The sequence below is a fragment of the Leifsonia sp. NPDC058248 genome (assembly GCF_042881905.1).
Lineage (GTDB): Bacteria > Actinomycetota > Actinomycetes > Actinomycetales > Microbacteriaceae > Leifsonia.
In genome coordinates, this window is sequence record NZ_JBHVXB010000001.1 from 590,807 (window position 1) to 612,123 (window position 21,317).

At 69.5% G+C, this 21,317-nt stretch carries 17 protein-coding genes; 10 read left to right on the forward strand and 7 right to left on the reverse strand.

The features are described 5' to 3' along the window. Positions 1–163: 163 nt before the first annotated feature. Positions 164–886 carry a polysaccharide deacetylase family protein gene (locus ACFVV5_RS02985; RefSeq protein WP_387238701.1) on the reverse strand — a complete coding sequence of 241 codons (723 nt, stop codon included), beginning with the start codon at positions 884–886 and terminating at the stop codon, positions 164–166. After that, positions 883–1,845, reverse strand: coding sequence for a glycosyltransferase family 2 protein (locus ACFVV5_RS02990; RefSeq protein ID WP_387238704.1), 963 nt, complete (start codon positions 1,843–1,845; stop codon positions 883–885). The genes ACFVV5_RS02985 and ACFVV5_RS02990 overlap by 4 nt, the downstream gene beginning before the upstream one ends. Positions 1,846–1,903: 58 nt before the next feature. On the opposite strand from ACFVV5_RS02990, the gene ACFVV5_RS02995 reads away from it, so the two are divergent. The 7 genes from ACFVV5_RS02995 (at position 1,904) to ACFVV5_RS03025 (ending at position 9,592) form a co-directional block, all read left to right on the forward strand. Next, entirely contained in the window at positions 1,904–2,863 is a 960-nt protein-coding gene (locus ACFVV5_RS02995; RefSeq protein WP_387238706.1) for a glycosyltransferase family 2 protein, read from the forward strand. Further along, on the forward strand, positions 2,860–3,381 hold the full coding sequence (locus tag ACFVV5_RS03000) for an acyltransferase (RefSeq protein ID WP_387238709.1): 522 nt from the start codon (positions 2,860–2,862) through the stop codon (positions 3,379–3,381). The genes ACFVV5_RS02995 and ACFVV5_RS03000 overlap by 4 nt, the downstream gene beginning before the upstream one ends. Before the next feature lie 180 nt (positions 3,382–3,561). Further along, the gene (locus ACFVV5_RS03005) at positions 3,562–4,815 is read left to right on the forward strand and encodes a DUF1972 domain-containing protein (RefSeq protein ID WP_387238711.1); all 1,254 of its coding nucleotides are present in this window, start codon (positions 3,562–3,564) and stop codon (positions 4,813–4,815) included. Next, positions 4,812–5,633 carry a CDP-alcohol phosphatidyltransferase family protein gene (locus ACFVV5_RS03010; RefSeq protein ID WP_387238714.1) on the forward strand — a complete coding sequence of 274 codons (822 nt, stop codon included), beginning with the start codon at positions 4,812–4,814 and terminating at the stop codon, positions 5,631–5,633. The genes ACFVV5_RS03005 and ACFVV5_RS03010 overlap by 4 nt, the downstream gene beginning before the upstream one ends. Then, complete coding sequence (locus ACFVV5_RS03015; RefSeq protein ID WP_387238717.1) at positions 5,630–6,310, forward strand: hypothetical protein; 681 nt, start codon at positions 5,630–5,632, stop codon at positions 6,308–6,310. The genes ACFVV5_RS03010 and ACFVV5_RS03015 overlap by 4 nt, the downstream gene beginning before the upstream one ends. Before the next feature lie 18 nt (positions 6,311–6,328). Then, a complete protein-coding gene (locus ACFVV5_RS03020) occupies positions 6,329–7,693 on the forward strand; it encodes a hypothetical protein (protein ID WP_387238719.1) in 1,365 nt (454 codons plus the stop codon). A 66-nt stretch (positions 7,694–7,759) separates the two neighbouring features. Beyond that, the gene (locus ACFVV5_RS03025; protein WP_387238722.1) at positions 7,760–9,592 is read left to right on the forward strand and encodes a polysaccharide biosynthesis tyrosine autokinase; all 1,833 of its coding nucleotides are present in this window, start codon (positions 7,760–7,762) and stop codon (positions 9,590–9,592) included. Between the two features lie 45 nt (positions 9,593–9,637). Here the strand turns inward: ACFVV5_RS03025 and ACFVV5_RS03030 are convergent, their stop codons facing one another. The 3 genes from ACFVV5_RS03030 to ACFVV5_RS03040 all read right to left on the reverse strand — a co-directional run bounded on the left by ACFVV5_RS03030 (position 9,638) and on the right by ACFVV5_RS03040 (position 16,894). After that, a complete protein-coding gene (locus ACFVV5_RS03030) occupies positions 9,638–10,813 on the reverse strand; it encodes a glycosyltransferase family 4 protein (RefSeq protein ID WP_387238725.1) in 1,176 nt (391 codons plus the stop codon). A 10-nt stretch (positions 10,814–10,823) separates the two neighbouring features. Further along, positions 10,824–15,296 carry a PKD domain-containing protein gene (locus ACFVV5_RS03035; protein WP_387238728.1) on the reverse strand — a complete coding sequence of 1,491 codons (4,473 nt, stop codon included), beginning with the start codon at positions 15,294–15,296 and terminating at the stop codon, positions 10,824–10,826. Between the two features lie 74 nt (positions 15,297–15,370). Next, positions 15,371–16,894, reverse strand: coding sequence for a sugar transferase (locus ACFVV5_RS03040; protein WP_387238730.1), 1,524 nt, complete (start codon positions 16,892–16,894; stop codon positions 15,371–15,373). A gap of 576 nt (positions 16,895–17,470) precedes the next feature. Between ACFVV5_RS03040 and ACFVV5_RS03045 the strand changes: the two genes are divergently transcribed. Then, a complete protein-coding gene (locus ACFVV5_RS03045) occupies positions 17,471–18,271 on the forward strand; it encodes an SOS response-associated peptidase (protein WP_387238733.1) in 801 nt (266 codons plus the stop codon). 236 nt (positions 18,272–18,507) lie between these two features. On the opposite strand, the gene mgrA is transcribed toward ACFVV5_RS03045, so the two are convergent. After that, entirely contained in the window at positions 18,508–19,545 is a 1,038-nt protein-coding gene (mgrA, locus tag ACFVV5_RS03050) for an L-glyceraldehyde 3-phosphate reductase (protein ID WP_387238736.1), read from the reverse strand. Between the two features lie 248 nt (positions 19,546–19,793). On the opposite strand from mgrA, the gene ACFVV5_RS03055 reads away from it, so the two are divergent. Both ACFVV5_RS03055 and ACFVV5_RS03060 read left to right on the forward strand, forming a co-directional pair. Continuing rightward, positions 19,794–20,123, forward strand: a complete 330-nt coding sequence (locus tag ACFVV5_RS03055) for a hypothetical protein (protein ID WP_387238739.1) — start codon at positions 19,794–19,796, stop codon at positions 20,121–20,123. Between the two features lie 61 nt (positions 20,124–20,184). Then, entirely contained in the window at positions 20,185–20,340 is a 156-nt protein-coding gene (locus ACFVV5_RS03060) for a hypothetical protein (RefSeq protein ID WP_387238742.1), read from the forward strand. Positions 20,341–20,475: 135 nt separating this feature from the next. On the opposite strand, the gene ACFVV5_RS03065 is transcribed toward ACFVV5_RS03060, so the two are convergent. Further along, positions 20,476–21,276 carry a PP2C family protein-serine/threonine phosphatase gene (locus ACFVV5_RS03065; RefSeq protein ID WP_387238745.1) on the reverse strand — a complete coding sequence of 267 codons (801 nt, stop codon included), beginning with the start codon at positions 21,274–21,276 and terminating at the stop codon, positions 20,476–20,478. Positions 21,277–21,317: the final 41 nt, after the last annotated feature.

The following is a 21,317-nucleotide window of genomic DNA, read 5'->3' on the forward strand; positions in this document are numbered from 1 at the left end:
GGCCGCGCCGGTCCCGCCCCCCCCCTGCCGCCCGCCGGGGCTGGCGTTTTCTCTGTCCCTCCCCCCCCCCGCCCGGTTATCACGACACCTACTGGCAAACGACGGCCGTGGCAGGGGTCCGGGCAGCCGGGCAGCCGGGCAGCCGGGCAGGCGGGCAAGCGCTTCAGCGCTTGAAGCGGCCCTCGAGGATCGGGGAGCCGACCGTGAGCGCGTCGCCGAGCGAGCGCGACGCGAGTCCGAGCTCGGCGTAGCCGTCGAGCACGCGGGTGAGCAGCTCCACCCGGTCGACCTGCGGCGCCGGGCCGTCGTCGACGCCGTCGTGCGCGTCGGCGTACCCGTCATGGGCCAGGAGGATCGTGCCGCGGCGGGCCCCGCGAAGGGCGGCGGCGACGCGCTGGTCCTGGGTGACGTCGCCGCGGGAATCCCAGGTCGTCGGCCCCCAGAGGACCGGCGTCATCCCGGCGGCGTGGATCGAACGCCACACCCGGTAGGTCTGGTGGCCGTAGGGCGGCCGGTACCAGCGGACGGGACGGCCGGCGACGTCTTCGAGTTCGGCATGGCCGTCGTGCATCCGTCTCCGCACCTCGTCGAGAGGGAGGGTGGTGAGATCGCGGTGGTCGACGCCGTGCAGCGCGACCTCGTGACCGGCGTCGACGAGCGCGGCGAGGAGTCCCGGGTCGGCACGCACCCGCGTGAGCAGCACGAAGAAGGTGGCGGTCCCGCCGCGTTCGGCCAGCACCGAGAGGATGTGGTCGGTGGTGCCGGCGACCGGCCCGTCATCGTACGTCAGCACGAACTCGGGCGCCGTCGTGCGCACGTCCACCACGGTGCCGGCGAACGCCGTGGCCTTGCGTGCGGCCCCGACGAGGAGGCTCCGTGCGCTCACGCGGCCGTCTCGTTCCTGGCGTACTCCTGGTAGACGACGCCGGCGGCGCCCTGCACCATGCCGCCCCCGCGCCACACCGCCCGGGCACCGCGCGCCTGGTGGCGGAGCGATCGGCTGAGCATCCCGAACGCCCAGCGCAGCGCCCCGGCGACGATGCGCGCCACGCCCGCCAGAACACTCGCCACTCGTGCGACAAGCGCCCGGACACCGCCGCCGGAGAGCCGCACGCGCAGCACGCTCGCCGAGTTGCCGTGGCTCCAGGCGCGCTTGAGCACCCAGCGCCTGGTCATGCGGTCGAGCGGCACGAGGTCGGTGATGACCGACTCGTCGCACCACACCATGCGGCGGCCGGAGGCGTGCAGTTCGCGGCTGAACAGGGTGTCCTCCCCGCCGCTCAGCCCCAGGTCGTCGGCGAAGCGCACCCCCGCCGCGCGGACGGCGTCGAGGTCGAGCAGCAGGTTGCCGGCGGCGGCCACGTCGATCGGCGTGCCGGTGGGCATGCTGCGGCGGGTGTAGAAGGAGCCCGCCTCGAGCCAGGGGTCGAGCGGCCCGGCGAACGAGGCGACCACGCGGCCCGAGACGGCTGCCGGATGCCCGGCGGACGACCACGTTCGCAGGAGGTGCTCGAGCCAGCCGTCGTGCGGGTGCTCGTCGTCGTCGATGAAGGCGAGAAGACGTGACCCCGCGGCTTCGTCGACCGCCCGGTTGCGCACGGCGGAGATACCCGGATGGGCCTCGACCACGTAGCGCAGGCGCGCATCGCGGATCGCCTCCACCGCTTCGCGCCCGCTCGCGGCCGGGTCGTTGTCGACCACGAGCACCTCCGCGACGAATCGGGGCATCGGTCGCGTCGGGTCGGCGCCGGCGAGCTCGGCTGCGCGGGAGGCGTGATCGAGGAGCATGGGGAGGAGGGCGGTCAGCTCGGCTGGACGATGGAACGTCGGCACGGCTATCGTCACTCTCACCGGCTCGTCCGGTTGCACTGTTCCACCCCCTCGGTCGTCAGAGCGGAAGTCTATGCCAGAGCGCGCACGTTTCGCGGGCTGTGCCGTCATCGTGGTGAACTACGCGTCCACCGCCCTGCTGGCGCAGAACCTCGTGCGGTTGACGCGGGCCGCGGAGGGGCTGACGGTCGTCGTCGTCGACAACCGGAGTACGGCATCCGAGCGCGATGCTGTGACGGCGCTGGCCGCCGACGAGGGGTGGGCGACGGTGCTGCCTGAGGCGAACCTCGGCTTCGGGCTCGGGATGAACGCCGGCGTCGCTAAGGCGCGCGAGCTCGGCGCCCAGCGCTTCCTGCTGCTGAACCCGGATGCCTCGATCGACGCCGCCGACGCCGAGCGGCTCTTCGCCCGGGTCGCCGCGGAACCCCTGACCCTCGTCTCGCCGCGGGTGCTGCGCCCCGACGGCTCGACCTGGTTCGCCGGAGCCGACCTCTCGCTCGCCGACGGCCGGATGAGCTCGGCGGTCAAGCGGCCGCAGCCGCCCGAGCGGCGCGCCCGTCCGTGGCTGAGCGGAGCCTGCCTGTGCGTGTCCGCCGAGCTGTGGGATGCGGCCGGAGGGTTCGCCGACGGCTACTTCCTCTATTGGGAGGACGTCGAGCTCTCATACCGGGTGCTCGCCGCGGGCGGCGAACTGGCGGTGGCACCGGATGCGGTGGCCGAGCACGCGGAGGGCGGCACGCAGCAGTCGGGCGAAGAGCACACGTCTCCCGCGAAGTCCGACGGCTACTACTACTACAACATCCGCAACCGGCTGCTGTTCGCGGCGCGCAATCTCGGCACGGACGACTTGGTCGAATGGAGGCGCACCGCGACGCCCGTGGCGTGGGAGATCCTGCTGCAGGGCGGGCGGCGCCAGTTCCTGCGTTCGCTGAGACCGTTCGCGACGGCGGTGCGCGGGCTCCGGGACGGCCGCCGGATCGTGCGCGACGAACTGGAGAGGCGCACGGCCGGCTCTGGTAGGAATGGGTCATGAGCATCCGGGGAAGGCTGCGGCGATACACCGAGCTGGCGCGCGGCGTGCTGCGCGGGCATCCGGGCGCTCGTATCGGCTCGGGGGTGCGGCTGGGCGGTCCGGGCGACTACCGGCTGGAGCGCGGCAGCACGATCCGTAAGGGCGCCCGCATCTGGGTCGGCGAGGGGGCGACGCTTCGGCTCGCCCGGGGGAGCGCGATCGGCGCGCGGACCGTCGTGAACGCCGAGTCGGGTGTGACGGTCGGCGCGGGCTCGCAGATCTCGTGGGATGCCCAGCTCCTCGATACGGACTTCCACCGCATCACGGCGCCCGACGGCTCGGTGCGTGCACACACCGCGCCGATCGTCATCGGCGATCACGTGCTGATCGGCACGGGCGTCCTCGTCCTCAAGGGTGTGACGCTGGGCGACGGGGCCGTCGTCGCTGCCGGTTCCGTCGTCACCCGTTCGGTCGCTGCGAACACGGTCGTCGCGGGGAATCCGGCCGCGCCGGTCGGCGAATCGGCCTCCTGGACCTGACTTTCCGGGTCACCCCCAGATGAGGGGGCGACAACTGAGGAAATCTCGCATTAGACTCAGGGCAGCAACAGCGACCCGACCCTGGTGCGATCAACAAGCATTCCTCTCGCAGGTCTCGCGAGAGGTGGACCACACTCCGGTCGTTCCGTCGTTCCGCAAGCGATCGAGAGCGAGAAAGACATGGGCAACGGGGGAAACCGCCTCAGCATCGCCCTCATCGGCACGCGTGGCGTCCCGGCCCGCTACGGCGGATTCGAGACGTGCGTCGAAGAGGTCGGCGGGCGACTCGCCGAGCGCGGCCACGACGTCGTCGTGTACTGCCGCACACTCGACCAGGACGCCGAACGTCCCGACGTCTTCCGCGGGATGCGGCTCGTGCACCGCGGCGCCCTCCGCAAGCGGTCGCTCGAGACCCTCAGCCACACGGGACTCTCCGTCGCACACCTGCTCCGCCACCGCACGGATGCCGCGATCGTGTTCAACGCCGCCAACTCGCCGTACCTGCCGCTGATCCGCGCGGCGCGCATCCCCGTCGCCACCCACGTCGACGGGCTCGAATGGCGGCGCGCCAAATGGGGACGCGGAGGCCGCAGCTACTACCGCTTCGCCGAATCCTGGGCGGTGCGCTGGTCCGACGCACTGATCGCGGACGCTCACGGCATCGCCGACTACTACCGCGACGAGTTCGCCGCGGACACCGAGCTCATCGCCTACGGCGCCCCTCGGGTCGACGACGCGGCGGACCTGCTCGCCGGGCTCGACCTCGCACCCGGCGGCTACCACCTCGTGGTCGCCCGCTTCGAGGCCGAGAACCACGTGGACGTCATCGTCGACGGCTACCGCCGGAGCGCGTCACGGAAACCGCTGATCGTGGTCGGCTCGGCGCCGTACGCCGACGAATACACCCGGCGCGTGCACGAACTCGCAGACGACCGGGTCCGATTCCTCGGCGGCGTCTGGGACCAACAGCTCCTCGACCAGCTGTACGCCGGCGCGTACACCTACCTGCACGGACACTCGGTGGGCGGCACCAACCCGTCGCTGCTCCGGGCGATCGGCGCCGGCACGCCGACCATCGCGTACGACGTCTCCTTCAACAGAGAGGTCGTCGGGGCATCCGGCACCTTCTTCTCCAACGCGGCCGGAGTGGCGCGGGAGCTCGACGCGGCGGAGGCCGCCCCCGAAGCGGTGGCCGAACGGGGCCGTATCGCAGCCGAGCGGGCCGCGGCCTACGACTGGGACGACGTGGCGGACGCGTACGAACGGATGTGCGGACGCCTGGCCACCCGCGAGCTCCGCCGGCCGAAGCGGCCGTTCCTCCGTCAGCGCACGCGGCGTCCCGCTGCAACGGGGACGGCCCCGGCGAGCACGACGACGGCCCCTGCGCGGACGACACCGGCGGGAAGCGCGACCGAGGAAGTGAGCGCGTCATGACCGGCGACGGGTACACGGAATCGGCGGCCACGCCTGCGGCCAGGCCCGCCTCGCGCGAGAGCTACGCGCAGGTCCTGCACCGCCTCGCTGCAGCCCAGAAGCCGGCGGCGCGTTCGGCGCCCGCATACTCGCGCTTCGTCAACCGCCGGATCGGCCGGTACATCGCGGCGTGGGCGTACCGTGCCGGGCTGTCCCCGAATGCCGTGACCGGCATCAGTGCGATCTGGACCTTCACGGCGATCGCGCTGCTCATCGTCTTCCCGCCGTCGTGGATCCTCGGCATCGTCATCGCACTGCTCCTTCTGATCGGCTACGCCTTCGACTCGGCCGACGGTCAGGTGTCGCGCCTCCAGGGGACGAGCAGCCCGGCCGGGGAATGGCTCGACCACATGGTCGACGCCACCAAGGTGTCGACGATGCCGCTGGCGCTCGCGATCGGGTTCTACCGTTTCGACGTCGTGCCCACCGCCTGGCTTCTCGTGCCGATCGGCTTCGCGATCGTCTCCGCGGTGCTGTTCTTCGGCATGATCCTCACCGAGCAGCTGCGGCGCCGCACCGCGGGAGCCGTTCCCCTCGCCGCCGAACAACCGGGACGGCCGTCGTGGCTACGCGCCCTCGCGGTGCTCCCGATGGACTACGGCGTGCTCTGCCTCTCGTTCGTGCTGCTCGGCGCCGTCCCCGTCTTCGTGGTGATCTACACGCTGATCGCGGCGGCGACCACCGCCTTCCTGCTTCTCGCGGCCGTCAAATGGTTCCGCGAGCTCCGGTCCTGGACTCCCGACCCCAGTGCCGCCTCTGAGAAAGGAGACCTCCGATGACGAAAGTCGACAGTCTTTCCAGCCCCGCGTCGAGCGATCGGCCCGGCGGGCACCGCGGACGGACGATCGCGATCGTCATCGCCGCCGTCGTGGTGGCGGCCTTGGTGGTGACGGCTCTCGTCCTCGCCGGCGCCCGCGGCGCGGCGACGAATGCGGGCAACCAGCAGCCTGGAGGCGGACCGGCCGTGATCCCCGGAGCGAGCACGACCTCGCCGCAACCGCCGGCGCCGACCGCGACGCCGGCCACCGGCAAGGCGACGAGCAAACCCAAAGTCGACCCCCGCTACGGCGCCACGGTCGATCAGACCGTCGGCAAGAACGTCGACGCCAAGCTCAGCGGGGGCATGACCGCGAAGATCGTCTCGATCGAGCCCGTGGACGCCAAGGCGATCCGCGCCGGTGAGACCGCCGGATCGGCCATCAAGGTGACCATCGCCCTCACCAACACCACCGGCAAGGACGTTTCGCTCTCCCAGGTGTCGGTGAACTCCTACTACGGCAGCAAGTCCACCCCGGCCGTGGCGCTCTCGAACGGGGCCAAGCCGCTGCACGGCTCCCTCGCGAACGGTGCGACCGCATCCGGTGTGTACCTGTTCTCGGTTCCCGCCGACCAGCGCGCAGCCGCGGTCGTCACGATGACCGACGCGGCCGGAGCGCCCGTCACGGTCTTCAAGTAGGAGGAGGAGCCGCCACCGATGCTCTCCTCCTCCGTCCTCGCAGCGGTCACCGGGCCCACCGTCGATCGTTCGCTGATCGCCGCCGCCGCGCTGGTCGCGGCGGTCGTGGCGTTCTTCGTGCTGCGCAGGGCGCCGAAACTGGCGGTGGGGACGTGGATCGTCGTGCTCTGCTTCGTTCCGGTCTGGATCGGGCTCGGCATCGGGTTCAACGGCAACTACTACCTGCCGGCCGTGGCGGCGGCCGCGCTGCTCGTCTCGGTGGCGCTGCTGCCCATCCGGTCGTTCAGATTCAGCCTGCTCGACGCCCTGGTGGTGATGCTGATCGTGTTCGGGCTCACCTCGCTGCTGGCGAAGAGCCCCACGATCGCTCTGGGCTTCGCGTTCTCGCTGGTGACCTACTTCGTGATCGGCTACGTGATCGGCCGGATCGCGCCGCTGCGCGTGGACCCGACCTGGATCTACGGCGCCATCGGTGTCGCCCTCACCGTGGTGAGCGTGCTGGCGATCATCGAGTTCTTCACCGGGTGGAACCCGTTCGTGCTCATCCACGTGAACAACTCGATGTTCGCGATCTGGGGGACCCTGCAGGAGCGTGGAGGCGTGATGCGCGCAGAAGGGGCGTTCGGCCACTCGATCGCCCTCGGGTCGAGCCTCGCGATCGCGGTGCCGCTCACCCTGGCAGCGCGCTTCCCGCTGCTCGTCCGGGCGGGGATGGTCCTGCTCATGCTGTTCGCCACGGTCCTCACCTTCAGCCGGATCGGGATGATCGGCGCCCTGCTCGGACTGGTGCTGTCGATCGTCTTCATGCGCGACGAGATCTCCCGCCGCAGCCGCATCGTGCTGACCAGCTGCGTCGTCCTCGTCTCCGCCGTGCTCTTCCCCCTGGTGTCGACCGTGTTCGACGATGCGGGCAGCGAGGCATCCGGAAGCGCCGCCTACCGCAGCGACCTCCTGTCGCTGCTCGGAAGCATGAACCTTGTCGGTGTCGCGGACTCCGCCGAGAAGGATTCGACCGGTCAGGTCTACTTCGGGAACTTCCGCTCGATCGACAGCCAGCTCATCCTCAGCGGGCTCTCCAGCGGGCTGATCGCGCTCATCCTCATCGTGGTCGCGCTCGCCGTGGGCATCGTGCTCGTCTTCATGCGCCGGGCGACCCCGCCCACCATCGCCGTCGTCGCCCAGATCCCCGCGTTCGCGACGGTGGCCCTCATCACCCAGTACTCCGTGTTCGTGTGGTTCGCGATCGGACTCGCTGCCTCCACACAGCTCGCGCTTCGTGGCCGCACCGCCGCGGACACGACCGGCGAGCTCACCCTCGTCCATCACCGAACACCGGCGGAACCGCGAGAGCTCGCGGCGCCGCTTCGTGGAAGGCGGTCATAGATGCATCCGCACTCGCGTCACGCCCGCCCTCCCCGCCCCACCTCCGACCAAGTGAGAGGCACCGCAATGAGTCAGCACCAGTACCCGGCCGCTTTCAGGCGCTATTGGTACGTCCTGGTCATCTCGACGATCGTGGGAGCGATCGCGGGGTGGGGACTGTCCCAGGTGGCGACGCCCCTCTACACGGCGACCTCGAGCCTCTACTTCTCGCTCAACTACGGCGGGACGGCGAACGACCTCAACCAGGGCTCGACGTACACCCAGAACCAGATGCTGTCGTTCGCGCAGCTCGCGACCTCTCCGCTTGTGCTCGCGCCGGTGACCGATGAACTCGACCTGTCAATGACGCCCTCGGATCTGTCGGATTCGGTCTCGGTGAGCACTCCGCAGAACACGGTCATCCTGGAGCTCTCGGTGTCGAACACCGACCCGGCCGAGGCGGCGAAGATCGCGAACGCCGTCGCGACGAGCCTGAGCGCCAAGGTCGAGCAGATCGCGCCGAAGAGCGCGGCCGGTGACACCACGGTGGCTGTGCGCGTCATCCAGCCGGCCGTCACACCGGTCGTGCCGTCGTCGCCGAACACCCGGCTCAACCTGGTGGCCGGGCTCGTGCTCGGGCTGCTGGTCGGCTCCCTCATCATCGTGCTGCGTGAGGTGCTCGACACCCGGGTCCACACGGCCGGGATCGCCACCGGTGTCACCGGTGTGCCGCTCCTCGGCGTCGCCGACCGCGAGAGGCGTCGTATGGCCGGACCCGTCGTGCTGCGGGATCCGCTCTCGAACTCGGCGGAGAACTACCGGCAGTTGCGGTCGAACCTCGAGTTCGTCGCGGTCGACTCCGACACGCTCGGTTTCGTCGTGACCTCGTCGATCCCCGGCGAAGGGAAGTCCGTCGTCTCGCTCAACCTCGCGCTCGCGCTCGCCGAGAGCGGCCGCAAGGTGCTCCTGGTGGACGCCGACCTGCGCCGCCCGATGATCGCCGCCTACACAGGTCTCCCGGGGGCCGCGGGCCTCACGTCGGTGCTGGTCGGGCGGGCGCCCGTCGAGGACGTCGTGCAGACCTGGGGGAGCACGGGCCTGTACGTGCTCGCCAGCGGACCGATCCCGCCCAACCCGAGCGAGCTGCTCTCCTCGCGCGTCATGGCCGACCTGGTCGACCGCCTGACGAGGGAGTACGACGTCGTCGTCTTCGACACGGCGCCGATGGGGGCCGTGGCCGACGCAGCGATCCTGGCCCGGATGCTCGACGGAGCGCTCGTCGTCGTCGACCGCACGCGCGCGCACCGGCCGCAACTCGCGCAGGCGATGGACTCGTTGGAGAAGTCGGGTGTTCGGGTGCTCGGCATCGTGCTCAACCGCGCGACGCCGTCGAAGGACCGGCACGCCTACTACCGCCGCGCGGCTGAGCCGCCGAAGCCCTGGTGGCGTCGGATCTTCTCGCGACGCGAGCCGGTCGTGCCGATCATCCTGCCGCCGGTGCCGCCCCGTACGTCGTCGCGAGGCGACGCTCCCGACGCCGACGCGGCTGCGTCGTCTGTGTCGGCACCTTCGCCGGCCGGCGTTTCGGCCGCCGCTTCGGCCGCCGCTGTGGCAGCGATCGTGGCGTCGGACGCCGGCCCGGATGCGGGCCGGGATGCGGCGTCGGACGCCGGCCCGGATGGGATGCCCGACGCGGCCCCGGATGCGGCGGCAGATGTGGCACCCGACGACGTGACCGCGACCGACATCGACGGGCTCGAACTCGATTTCCCTGAGGCGGAGGACTCGCCGCAGGACGACGAGCTCGAGGACGAACTGGGAGACCCCACCCTCGACGACGAGGAGCTCTACGAGCCGGCGCGCGCGTCGGCCGTGCGCTCCGACACGGTCGCCGAGCGGGTCAAGAGGCCCAAGCTCTAGCGGCGCCGGCCGCCCGCGGCCGGCGGCCCGGCCGAAGGCCGCAGGCTAACGCCGCGGCGGACGCGCCGTGAGCCCGCGCACGATCTGGGCGATCCGGCGCCGGTACGCGCTCACGCTGTGGCGCGCCTGGGCCGTCTTCGTGTCCGCCCACATCGCGTCGGCGCGCTCGGCCCACTCGTCGACGGTCGCCTCGAGCGCGTTCGCCAGAGCATCCACACTGCCCGGTGCCACCGTCGTGGCCGTCGTGTAGCCGGCGGTCGCCTCCAGGAGGCCGCTGGTGGCGCTCGCGATCACGGGCCGGCCGGCGAGGATCGCCTCGACCGCCGTGTTGCCGAACGGCTCGTCCACCCGGGACGGCACGACGACCACGTCGCTCGAACCGACCAGTTCCCACACCGACGGCTGGAAGCCGTGGAAGGTCACCCTCGATCCGAGGTCGGCCGCCGACACCCGCGCGCGCAGCTCGCTTTCGTACCATTCGTAGCCGGGGAACACCGAGCCGACGAGGTCGAGGTCGGCCTCCACCCCGCGGGAGCGGAGCTCGGCGAGTGCGTCGATGGCGACGTCCACGCCTTTGCGGGGGGAGAGACGGCCGATGTAGGTGACGCGCATTCGGCCGGCCAGGTCGCGGCGGACGGGACGATGCGCCGGAGGGCCCGGCACGGCGTTGTACACGACTTCGGCGCGCCGCCCGAGCCGGTGGAAGGAGCTCTCGAGAACGCCGACGCTGAAACGGCTGTTCGCCACGAGCGCCGACGAGAGAAAGAGGGGGAGGGCGAGCACTCGACGCATCAGCTTGGATGCGGAGGCTTCGCCTTCGTGCACGTGGGTGAGCACCGGCGTGCGATGGGTCCGGGCGAGGACGGCCCAGAGGGGGATGGTGATGGTGTTGACGTAGACCAGCGCCGGCCGTTCGCGCCGCAGCAGCGACGAGCCGTGCCAGGTGCCGGCGGCCGAGGTGCGCAGGAACTGCAGCATCCCGGCCGGGCGCAGCACGCTCTTGCGGAGTACCGGGCTCGGGCAGATCTCGACCCGCGCACCCCGCGCCAGCAGTTCGGTGAGGAGGGGACCGTCGGTCGGAACGGTGACGACGACCTCCCAGCCGTCGTCGAGCAGGGCGCTCACACTCTCGAGCATCACCCGGTCGGAGCCGTAGAGCTCCGCGCTGGGGTGTGCGACGAGGATGGTCGCGTTCTGCCGACGACGGCTGGGGGTGGTCATCCGGATGCTCCTACTGGGCGGGTGTGACGACGAAGTTGTCGAACTTCGTGGTCAGCGGGGCGTCGGTCGCCGTACCGGACAGGAAGGCGCGGAGCCCGACGGAGCCGGCGGCCTGGAGGGCTGCGGTGGTGTCGGTGACGCTGGCCTGCCAGGTGGTCGGTTCGGTGGCCCCGGTCCAGACGCGGGCGCGGACCGTGGTGGGGTTGGTGCCGAACACTTGCAGTCGCACCTGGTATTGCTGTCCGGGGACGTAGGTGAGGCCGGTGATGTTCAGCGCCTTCAGCGCGGTGGAGCCTTGCAGCAGTTGCAGCTGGACCACGTTGCTGGATTGCATCCAGACGCGGGCGCTGTATTCGGCGGTACCGATCGAGCGGCCGATCGCGGAGACGTACAGGCCGCCGCCGGTCGAGGTCTTATCGAGGCGGAACTGGACGGTGGTGTCGGTGTTGGTGCTGGAGACACTGCCGAGCAGTTCGGTCTTGGTGGACCCGGCGATCCCGACGATCGAGGCGGTGCCGGAGCCGACGGTGTAGGCGCTGGCCGCGCCGGCGCCGGTCCAGGCGCCGCCGAGGTCGGAGCTACCCCAGCCGCTGGCGGAGGTGCGCTCGAACGTGTCGGAGGCGATCGCCGCCGGCGGCGGTGCGGTCACGGTCACCGACTTGGTGGCCGTGTTCGTGCCGCCCCGGTTGTCGGTCACGGTCAGCTGCACCGGGTAGGTGCCGCCGGTCGCGTAGGTGTGGTTCGCCGTCGAGGTGGTGGCCGTGCCGCCGTCACCGAAGTCCCACGCGTACGACGCGATGGTCCCATCCGGATCGTTGGACGCTGTGCCGTCGACCCCCACTGCGAGCCCGTTCGGAGTCGCCGTGAACGACGCCGTCGGCAACTGGTTCGGCGGAAGGACCGTCGTCACATCGTGCGTGACGGCTGTTCCCGCGAGCCCCTGGCCGTCGGTCACGGTCAGCGAGACCGTGAACGTTCCTGCCGAGCCGTAGACGTGCGTCGGGTTGACGCCGGTGCCGGTGCTCCCGTCACCGAAGTCCCAGGCGTACGAGGCGACCGTTCCATCCGGGTCGGCCGAGCCCGAGGCGTCGAACGCGACGCTCAGGTTGGTCACTGCGGAGGTGAACGCGGCGACGGGTGCCTGGTTCGGCGGCGGCGCCGCGACGGTGACCGAGGTGGTCTTCGTGCCGGTGACGCCCTGGTTGTCGGTCACGGTGAGCTTGACGGCGTAGGTGCCGTCCTGCCCGTAGACGTGGCTGGCCGTAGCAGTGGTCGCCGTGCCTCCGTCACCGAAGTCCCAGGCGTACGAGGCGATCGTGCCGTCCGAGTCGGTCGACGTGCTGCCGTCCACGTTCACCGTCAGGCCGTCCTGGCTGCTGGTGAAGTTCGCCGTGGGCGCCTGGTTCGGCAGGGTGCCGGACGTCGCGAGCGAGTAGTGGTTGGCCACATCCTGAGCGCTCAGCTCACTGGAGTAGACGGCCGCCTCATCGAGGGTTCCCGAGAAGTACGGGCCGGTGGAGCCCCAGGTGTTGTCGCCGCCGATCCGCCAGTAGCCGTCGTAGGCCTGCGCCTGCGTCTGCGGGTTGGTCCCGACGAGCACGCCGTCGACGTACAGCTTCATGCCGTCGCCTGCCTGGGTGGCCACCGCGTGGTGCCAGGCATTGTTGTTCAGCGGATTCGGCGAGGTGATGGTGTTGGCCTGACCGGTCCAGGTGCCGAACACGATGCGTCCGTCATCCTGCATGTAGACGTGACGGTCGTAGCTGCCCGACAGTCCCGTCTTGGCGTCGCCGAATCCGATCAGCTTGCCGCCCTTGGTGGTCGTGGTCTTGAACCAGATCTCCTCGGAGTAGGTCGTCGGGTTGGAGACCAGCTGGTTGCTGGTCACGATTCCGCCGCTCGATCCGCTGAAGTTGGTGTTGAACCTCACCGCCTTGTCGGCGTTGCCCGGAAGCACACCCGTCTGGTTCTTCGTGGTCGCGGTGCCCGAGTACGTTCCATTGCTGGTGTACGCGTCGGCGCTGTTCGCCGTGGAGCCGCTCGTCTCGTCGAGACGCCAGAAGAGGTCCGGGTTGCTGTTGTAGACGGCCGCGCCATAGGCATCGGCGGGTGCCGGTGCCAGCGGGGACGGGCGTCCGGTCGCCATGTACTGGTTCACGACCACCGAGCGGTCGAGGACCGTCGGGTAGATGGCTACCTGGCCGATGTCGCCGGCGAAGAAGTTGCTGCTCGGCTGCGACGTCCAGCTGCCCAGGTTGTCACCTCCGACCCGCCAGTAGCCCGCGTAGTCCTGACCGGTGGTGACATCCGTCCGGCTGCCGACGACCTTGCCGTCGACGTAGAGGCGCATCCCGTTGGAGCCCAGCGAGGCGACGACCTGGTGCCATTGCCCGTTGTTGTACGACGCGGAGCTGTTCACCGTTCGCACACCGCCGGGATAGACGCCGAACCAGATCTTGCCGCTGTTGTCCATGTAGACGTGGCGGTCGTATCCGGATGACGTCCCGACGTTCGCGTTACCGAAGCCGATGATCTTGCCGCCGCTCGTCGTCGTGGTCTTGAACCACGCTCCGACGGTGAAGGTGTTCGGTCCGGGGATCGAGGACGGGGTCACTGCCCAGCCGGTCGAGGTGCCGTTGAAGGTGGATGCGGTCACTCCGGTGACCGGTCCTGCGGCCCCTCGGGTCACTCCGGCCTGCACTTGCAGGTCGTTGAACCCGATGTGGTCGAAGCCGGCGGTGCCGCTCGCCTCGTCAAGAGGCCAGTAGGAGGTCGCTCCCGCGGTCTTCACCGAGTCGGCATAGGCGCCGCCCGAGTCGGTCGCGCTGATGGTGACCGTGTTGCCGAGGCGGGAGACCTGGTTGCCGTCGGGATCGGTCACATACAGGCGGTAGGAGTGCGTACTCCCCGGCACCAGTCCGTTGTCGATGTAGCCCATCGCCGGTCTCGTCCAGAAGTTGGAGATCTGGTTGGTCTGGTAGACCGGGTTGGCCAGGTTGCCGTCGCGGACCAGCTTGTAGTTCAGGTTCACGTTGTCCCGATCGAAGGTCGACGTCCAGGAGATGCGCGCCTGGCCGGCCGCGAAGGAGGCGGCGTTCGGAACGAGCGAGGTGTTGATGTTCGGAGCGACCTTGCTCTTCACGACCGTGTTCACCGCGTAGCGGGTGAGGCCGTACTGGGCGATGCCGTTGACGAACGGGAACTCGCCGCCGACGGCGAGGTACTGGCTGTTGCCCGAGATGCTCCAGGCTGCCTGACCCTGGCCGGTGTAGGAGCCGGTCACGTAGTCCGGGTACCAGTTGAGCAGGGTCGGCGAGGGCCGACCGGTGAAGTTGGCGTACGCGCCGTCACCGTTGTTCGTCAGGGTGCCGGTGGCCGCCTTCGAGAAGGCGATCGTGTGGTGGTAGGTCCACGGGTTGGTCTGCGGGAAGCCGCCGACATTGCCGCAGTAGTGCGGGTGACCGGCTGCATAGAGCGCGTCGCCGAGCGGGTGGATCGAGTAGGTGTCGCCGTGGCAGTCCTCCATCCAGAGGAGGTTGCCGTCCGGGTCGGCGGAGAAGCTGCCTTCCAGGTTGCCGCCGGCGCCGAATACGTAGCCCGAGCCGTAGACCCGGTCGTCGGTCGCCACGAGGGCGGTGATGCCGGCCTGTGTGCCCGCATCCCGGACCACCGAGTTCACAGCGAACGGAAGCAGCGTCCCGTCTGTGCCCGAGGCCATCGCGAGGCCGTAGTGCGCGGACCCGCTGACGTTCTGGAAGCGGCCGCCGATGTAGACCTTGCTGCCGTCGGGGCTCACTGCGAGCGCGTCGACCGCGGCGTCGGCCGTCGGGGTCCAGCTCGCGTCGAGCGAGCCGTCCGAGGCGTTGATCTTGGCGACGTAGGTGTGCGAGGTTCCGTTGACGCTCGAGAACGTCCCGCCCGCGTAGACCGCTGTGTTGGTCGCTGCGAGGGAGCGCACCTGGCTCTCCATGATGGGCCGGAACGAGCTGATCACCTGGCCGGTGGCGGTGCTGATCGCGACGATGCGGTAGTAGTTGCCGGTGCCGGCCGTCGTGAAGTCACCACCGACGTACACCCGCGAGCCGTCGGGCGAGGCCGTGATCGCGAGCGCCTGGGCGTTCAGCGGAACGTCGAAGCTCGAGATCAGGTTGCCGGTGGTGATGTCGTATGCGAGCAGATTGCTGCGCGGGGTCGTGTTGGTGCCGGCTGCTGCGCCGGCGGGGCGTGCTGTCGTGAACTTGCCCGCGACATACACAGTGTTGCCGACGACCACCTGCGCCCACGCCACCCCGTCGATCTGGGTGGTGGGCAGCGGATCGGCGGCGACTGTCGGTGGCGACGCCGGATTCGTCGGGTCGGGTGGGGCCGTGTCGGCGGAGGCGGGCGACGCGAGGGCGAGGCCTCCGAAGACGAGGCCGACCGTCGTGACGACGGCGGTCAGGATGCCCAGCGAGCGTGCGCGAGGACGAAGTTCAGTGCTCATGACAACCTCGGTGTTCGTATTGGTCGGGTGGGGGTTGTGACTGCGGGTACTGCGACTGCGTTGTCGGGAGAGCATCAGTACGCTCCCACGGGGTGTGTGAGCACTTTGAGGGTGCGCCACATGATGACGAGGTCGCCGGTGAGCGACCAGTTCTCCACGTAGTAGAGGTCGAGCCGGACGCTCTCATCCCACGAGAGGTCGGATCGGCCGTTCACCTGCCACATGCCGGTGAGTCCCGGCTTGATGTAGAGACGGCGGTGGACGTGGTTCTCGTACTCCTTCACTTCGACGGGCAGTGGCGGGCGCGGCCCGACGAGGCTCATGTCACCGAGGAACACGTTGACGAGTTGCGGGAACTCGTCCAGCGAGAATTTGCGCAGGAAGCGGCCGACGCGGGTCACGCGCGGGTCCTTCTTCAGCTTGAAGAGCACGCCGTTGCCCTCGTTCAGCTTCTGCAGCTTGGCGAGCATGTCTTCGGCGTCGAGCACCATGGAGCGGAACTTGAACATGCGGAACGTCTCGCCGTTGCGGCCGACGCGCTCCTGGGTGAAGAACACGGGGCCGCCGTCGTCGAGCTTGATGAGCAGGGCGATCACGAGGAAGAAGGGGATGAGCAGCACAAGGGACACTCCGGACACGACGAAGTCGAACGCCCGCTTGAGAACGTGCTTGCCGCCTTCGAACTGCGGGATCTCCACCTGGATCAGGGGGAGCCCCTCGACCGGGCGGAAGTGGATGCGCGGGCCGGCGACGTCGGTGAGCCGCGAAGCCAGCACCAGGTTGGTCGCGGTGCCTTCGAGCTGCCAGGCGAGGTTGCGCACGAAGTCGCCGCCGGTCAGGGCGTGGCCGGCCACGATCACCGTGTCGGCGCCGAGCCGGGCCGCCGCTTCGGCCACCCCGTCGAGGTCGGACACGACGGGGACCTCGCGCGAGGGCGAGGCGATGGGACGCTTGAGGGCGGCCTCCTTCTTGGCGCCCTTGCGCTTGCCGGTGTCGAGGGATGCGCCGACCACGTTGTATGCGGCCCCTGATGCTTCGTGGATCTGCCGCACCACGTAATCGACGTCCTTGTGCCCGCCGACGACCAGGGCGCGTGAGAGGTAGTGGTCGAACATCCGCTGCCGGATGAGCCACTGCCGCCACAGCCAGCGTGAGAACAGCACTCCGAGCATCCCTGCAGGGAGTGCCAGCACGAAGTAGCCGCGCGCGATGTCGACCTTGAACACCAGGAAGACGATGGCCAGCAGTCCGAACGTGAGCGCTGTGCTGTTGACGACCCGCTTGTACTCGGCGACGCCGACCCCGACGACGCGGGGATCGCGCGTGTGGTAGACGGCGAGGGTGAACAGCCAGGTCGCGGCGATGAAGAGGGAGAGGGAGAAGTAATCGGTGCGGAACCCCGCGAACTGCGTTCCGGTCTCGTCGAGGCCGAACCGCAGGAACATCGCGCCGATGGTCGACGCGAGGATGATCACCGTATCGGTCACGAAGAGACGCGCACGGTACTGGCGAGCCCAGGTGCGCTCGGAGGAGACGGGACGCACAGCGCTGGCGGGGTAGTGGCCGACGAAGGCGAGTCGTGGCTTGAGTACGGTCATCTGGGCGCCCTCCCCGCGCTGATGGTGTGTTCGACCGAAGAGCCGGCGACGACTGGGGGAAAGCCGTGGTCTCGAACGGCTAAGCCGCCGCCGACTCCGCTCAGGAGGGTTCGTCCGTGTGTCCGCGCGCGCCGAGCGGCCCTCGGGTCACCGAGGGGGGTGAGCGACCTGGTCGCTCGACACGGCGGATGCGGGTTCACGGGCTGTCCCTGCGAGTCGGGTTTGGTTCATTCGGGTTGTGAACCGGGGAAACCCACTCGTGAGACCGACCGAGGAGTTCAGCGAACTGAAAATGACTGTTTCTCACCTATTCACAAAAGTGAGATTACATCGTTTTAACAGTTTACGTGAACCCTGTTGGGGGGTGATTATTCCTCAACTTACACGGAATGCCCGGAACCGCGAGTCCATTCCGCCCTCGAGTACGGGAAGAGTCCCGCCGATTCGGGGCGAAAACGGGATTCTTCCCGGACTCGGGGGCGGGCGATCGGCGGCGAGCATCCGGAGCCTGAAAGCTGGGAAGGCTGTGAGCAGTCACAGCATGGCGATGTCGGAGGCGCGTCGTAGGCTGGCGATATGTGCGGACGCTTTGCGATGGACAAAGAGACCGACGACATGATCCAGGAGTTCGTGGCCGAGGGCGGCGACTTCCGCGACTGGCGGCCCAGCTGGAACATCTCGCCGACCGACCCGATCCCCGTGTTCCTCGAGAGCAAGAAGAAAGACGAGCCGTCGGTGCGCCGGCTGGAGCTGGCTCGCTGGTCGCTGGTGCCGTCGTGGTCGAAAGAACTCAAGACCAAGGTGCCCACCTTCAACGCCCGTGCCGAGACCGCCGCCGAGAAGCCGATGTTCAAGGCCTCGGTCGCCTCGCGCCGGGCCATCGTCCCCGCCATCGGCTACTACGAATGGCAGACCGATCCCGTCACCAAGAAGAAGACGCCGTACTTCATCCATGCGGCCGACGGCGAGCTGCTCGGCTTCGCGGGACTGTACGCGTGGTGGGCCGACCCGGCGATGTCCCGCGACGACCCGGCCCGCTGGCACCTGACGGCGACCATCCTCACGTCAGACGCGGTGCACACCCTCGAGCACATCCACGACCGCAACCCGGTGCCGTTGCCCCGCGACCTCTGGGATCACTGGGTCGACCCGACGATCACCGGAGACCAGGCGCTCGTCGACGAAGCGGTGCGCGCGGCCGTTCCCGTGGCCGGCGACCTCGTGTTCGACCGTGTCGGACCGGTCACCGGCGACAGTCCCGACCTGATCCGTCCGCTCGACGACGGATCGGCGGCGAACGCGACTGGAACGCCCGATCGGAGCGCAACGCCCGATCCGAGCGGAACAGCGGGCGCGAACGGAGCCGCGGCCGGCTGACCGCCGCCGCAGCGAACGGTCCCGGGTGGGCCAGTGCAGCGCCGGCCCACCCGGGACTCGCCCCACACGCACCGGGAAGACACCCGCCGCCCGTGATCGGCGACTCCCCGGGTGTCGCATCCAGTGCGCTGAGGTGAAACTACGCGCGGACCCCGCACAGCGACAAGGGGATGACAGGGCGCGGCGCCGGTGGTACTTCCCTGCGCTTCGGTGCTTTCCTGCGCTTCGGTACCTCCCTACACCTCGCCGCGGCGCGCTTCGGCCCAGAGGTCCACACCCGCGTCGATCGCGTGCGTGTCGATGGCGGCCAGCTCGGCGTCGGTGAAGTCCAGCTTGTCGAGAGCGCCCACGTTCTGCTCGAGCTGCGCCACACTGCTCGCGCCGATCACCAGCGAGGTGACGCGCTCGTCGCGGAGGGCCCAGGCCAAGGCGAGCTGGGCGAGCGACTGACCGCGCGCCGAGGCGATGTCGTTGAGGGCGCGGAGGTGCCCGAGGGCCTCGTCGGTCAGCCACGCCTTGTCGAAGGAGCTGTCCTCCGCCGCCCGCGAGCCCTGGGGCACGCCGTTGAGGTACTTGTCGGTGAGCATCCCCTGCGCCAGAGCCGTGAAGCCGATGACTCCGACGCCCAGGTCGCCGGCGGCGTCGAGGAGGCCCTCGCGCTCGACCCAGCGGTTCAGCATCGAGTAGGAGGGCTGGTGGATGAGCAGCGGCGTGCCGAGCTCGCGCAGGATCTCGGCCGCGCGCCGGGTGTCCTCGGCGCCGTAGGACGAGATGCCCACGTAGAGCGCCTTGCCCGACCGCACGGCGGTGTCGAGAGCCTGCATGGTCTCCTCGAGCGGTGTCGACGGGTCGGGCCGGTGCGAGTAGAAGATGTCGACGTAGTCGAGCCCGAGGCGGTTCAGCGACTGGTCGAGGCTGGCGAGCATGTACTTGCGTCCGCCGCCGCCCTGCCCGTACGGCCCCGGCCACATGTCCCAGCCGGCCTTCGACGAGACGACGATCTCGTCGCGGAACGGGCGCAGGTCGTCGCGCATGATCCGCCCGAAGTTCACCTCGGCCGATCCGTAGGGCGGACCGTAGTTGTTGGCGAGGTCGAAGTGCGTGATGCCGAGATCGAAGGCGCGCAGCGCGGTGGCGCGCTGGGTCTCGAACGCGCGGTCGTCGCCGAAGTTGTGCCAGAACCCCAGCGAGAGGGCAGGGAGGTCAAGGCCGCTGCGTCCGGTGCGGCGGTACAGCATGCGGTCATAGCGGGTGGGATCGGGTTCGTAAGCCATGCCTCCACCCTCGTAGCACGCGCCCGATCTGTCCAATACGCGTGCGTGATCGATTCAGGTGCGGCGGTTATGAATGCGGTGCGGCGGGGGCAGTGGGCGAATCCGCGTGGCTCAGGCGGAGCGGCGTGGCTCGGGCGGAGCGGCGGGGGTTCTGGCCGAAGCGGCGGGGTTCTGACCGAAACGGCGAGGCTCTAGCCAAATCGGCGGGCGCAGGCGTTGAATTCGAGTATGACCAGAGCAGGGTCCGCATGACCGGCCCGGGCGACGACAAGACCCGCGTGACGTCTCAGCCCGCGCTCACCGTCTCGAGCGGCCGCGAATGGCTCGTGCTCGGCGGCGTGCTCGGCGCGATCTCGCTCGGCGTGCTCATCCCTCTGAGCGCCCTCCACTTCGACGTCGCGCTGGTCGGCGCCTGCCTCGTGTTCCTTCTCTATGTCGCCCTGATCATCGTGCGCGTCGTCGTCCGCCGTGGTCGGCTGCGCCTCTTCACGATGGCCGCGCTCTTCGGCGCGATGGCGATCGTGGCCCTGGTCTGCACGGCGATCGCCGCGGCGCAGGCGTGGGGCCCGATCTCGTGACCGCCGCACCGTGACGCTGCCGGCCCTTGACGGTCACGTGCATCCGGAGTTGTCTCGCAGCATGGTCACACTCATCATCGTCCTGCTCGTCGTCTGGGCGGTTCTCGCCATTCTCGGCTTCGCCATCAAGGGGTTGCTCTGGCTCGCGATCATCGCGGTGGTGCTCCTCGTGATCACGGCGATCGTCGGCTGGCTGCGGCGAAGCGCCAACCGCTGACGCGCCCGTCCCGCCCGTGAGTTGCCCCAAACTGTCGTTATAAGCCCCGAAATCGGGCCCATAACGACACTTTGCGACAACTCACCGCACCAGGGCGCCCGCACCCTGTGGAGAACCGTCCGCGCTCGCCCAGTGTTACAGCCCGCGCACCGACGCCGGATCGAGCGCCGCCGAACCGCCGAAAACGGGCTCATACGGCGGTTCACCGGTGAGGTCCACCACGTCGGCCACGATCACCGACACATTGTCGCGGGCCTGCATGGCGATGGCCGTCTCGACGAGCAGATCGGCGATCTCCTGCGGTGCGGCGGCCCTGGTCAGGCAGTCGAACACGACAGCCTCCGGCACATAGTCGGTGAGCCCGTCGCTGGTCAGAAGCCAGCGGTCGCCGGCCTGCGGCACGTCGCTCCCGATGTGCAGAGCCACCGCGTCGTCCGCCGAACCGGTCAGCACCTGCATCACGACGGACCGGTACGGATGCGACTGCGCCTCCTCGGCGGTCAGCTTTCCGGCGTCCACCAGGTCCTGCACCAGGGAGTCGTCACGCGTCATCTGAGTGACCCGGCCGTTTCGCACCCGGTAGGCGCGCGAGTCGCCGAGGTGCGCGATCCGGATGCTCGAGCCGTCCGAGAAGACACCGGTGAGCGTCGTCGCCAGTCCGGCGAGCTGCGGGTCGTGCTGGGCGCGGATCGCAAGGTCGGAGTTGGCCACCGCGATGAGCTCCCGCAGCCTCTCGTCCGACGTCAGCCGCCCGTGCGTCGCGTCCAGGGTCGCCGCGATGCGGATCGTGACCGTCGCGGACGCCACGTCCCCGCCGGCATGGCCCCCCACGCCGTCGGCCACGAACGCCGACCAGCGCGACGCGTACAGGGAATCCTGATTGTCGTCGCGATACTCACCGCTGGCGGAGCGCTGGCCCGTTGTGAAACCGAACATGAGTCACGAATCTACCGGTGCGATGGACCGGTCTGGTGCAC

What these genes read in the sequence shown, in the direction of transcription:
- ACFVV5_RS02995 (WP_387238706.1), top strand. Translation starts at nt 1,904, where the DNA reads ATGCCAGAGCGCGCACGTTTCGCGGGCTGTGCCGTCATCGTGGTGAAC.
- ACFVV5_RS03000 (WP_387238709.1), top strand. Translation starts at nt 2,860, where the DNA reads ATGAGCATCCGGGGAAGGCTGCGGCGATACACCGAGCTGGCGCGCGGC.
- ACFVV5_RS03005 (WP_387238711.1), top strand. Translation starts at nt 3,562, where the DNA reads ATGGGCAACGGGGGAAACCGCCTCAGCATCGCCCTCATCGGCACGCGT.
- ACFVV5_RS03010 (WP_387238714.1), top strand. Translation starts at nt 4,812, where the DNA reads ATGACCGGCGACGGGTACACGGAATCGGCGGCCACGCCTGCGGCCAGG.
- ACFVV5_RS03015 (WP_387238717.1), top strand. Translation starts at nt 5,630, where the DNA reads ATGACGAAAGTCGACAGTCTTTCCAGCCCCGCGTCGAGCGATCGGCCC.
- ACFVV5_RS03020 (WP_387238719.1), top strand. Translation starts at nt 6,329, where the DNA reads ATGCTCTCCTCCTCCGTCCTCGCAGCGGTCACCGGGCCCACCGTCGAT.
- ACFVV5_RS03025 (WP_387238722.1), top strand. Translation starts at nt 7,760, where the DNA reads ATGAGTCAGCACCAGTACCCGGCCGCTTTCAGGCGCTATTGGTACGTC.
- ACFVV5_RS03030 (WP_387238725.1), bottom strand. Translation starts at nt 10,813, where the DNA reads ATGACCACCCCCAGCCGTCGTCGGCAGAACGCGACCATCCTCGTCGCA.
- ACFVV5_RS03035 (WP_387238728.1), bottom strand. Translation starts at nt 15,296, where the DNA reads ATGAGCACTGAACTTCGTCCTCGCGCACGCTCGCTGGGCATCCTGACC.
- ACFVV5_RS03040 (WP_387238730.1), bottom strand. Translation starts at nt 16,894, where the DNA reads ATGACCGTACTCAAGCCACGACTCGCCTTCGTCGGCCACTACCCCGCC.
- ACFVV5_RS03045 (WP_387238733.1), top strand. Translation starts at nt 17,471, where the DNA reads ATGTGCGGACGCTTTGCGATGGACAAAGAGACCGACGACATGATCCAG.
- mgrA (WP_387238736.1), bottom strand. Translation starts at nt 19,545, where the DNA reads ATGGCTTACGAACCCGATCCCACCCGCTATGACCGCATGCTGTACCGC.
- ACFVV5_RS03055 (WP_387238739.1), top strand. Translation starts at nt 19,794, where the DNA reads ATGACCGGCCCGGGCGACGACAAGACCCGCGTGACGTCTCAGCCCGCG.
- ACFVV5_RS03060 (WP_387238742.1), top strand. Translation starts at nt 20,185, where the DNA reads ATGGTCACACTCATCATCGTCCTGCTCGTCGTCTGGGCGGTTCTCGCC.
- ACFVV5_RS03065 (WP_387238745.1), bottom strand. Translation starts at nt 21,276, where the DNA reads ATGTTCGGTTTCACAACGGGCCAGCGCTCCGCCAGCGGTGAGTATCGC.